The following is a 620-nucleotide window of genomic DNA, read 5'->3' on the forward strand; positions in this document are numbered from 1 at the left end:
GTCAAGAAGGAAGATCTTGGCACTGAAAACATCGAGGCGGTGAAGAAGGGCTGCGCCAATCTTGGCCGCCACATCGAGAACGTCAAGCAGTTTGGCGTGCCGGCAGTGGTCGCCATCAACCATTTCTATTCCGACACCGACGCCGAGATCCAGGCGCTGAAGGACTATGTCGCTTCGATGGGCGAGGAAGCAATCCTGTGCAAGCACTGGGCGCATGGCTCGGCCGGCATTGAAGAGCTTGCCAACAAGGTGGTTCAGCTTGCTGAAAGCGGTGCTTCGCAGTTCGCCCCGCTTTACCCGGAAGAGATGGGCCTGTTCGACAAGATCAACACCATCGTCCAGCGCATCTATCGCGGCTCCGAAGCGATTGCCGACAAGAGCGTGCGCGACCAGCTTCATGCCTGGGAGCAGGCCGGCTACGGCAAGCTGCCGGTGTGCATGGCCAAGACGCAGTATTCCTTCTCGACCGACCCCAATCTCAGAGGCGCGCCGACCGGCCACACCGTGCCGGTGCGCGAGGTGCGCCTCTCAGCCGGCGCCGGCTTCGTCGTCGCCATCTGCGGCGAGGTCATGACCATGCCAGGCCTGCCCAGGACACCGTCGTCGGAGAGGATCTTCCT

1 protein-coding gene is annotated in these 620 nt (G+C 61.8%); it reads left to right on the top strand.

What is annotated here, in order from left to right; all coding sequences use genetic code 11:
- A partial coding sequence (locus tag WBQ96_RS28265) for a formate--tetrahydrofolate ligase (RefSeq protein ID WP_336556350.1) occupies positions 1 to 620 on the top strand: 620 nt, incomplete at both ends.

The organism is Mesorhizobium sp. CCNWLY176 (assembly GCF_037153935.1).
GTDB lineage: Bacteria > Pseudomonadota > Alphaproteobacteria > Rhizobiales > Rhizobiaceae > Mesorhizobium_M > Mesorhizobium_M zhangyense.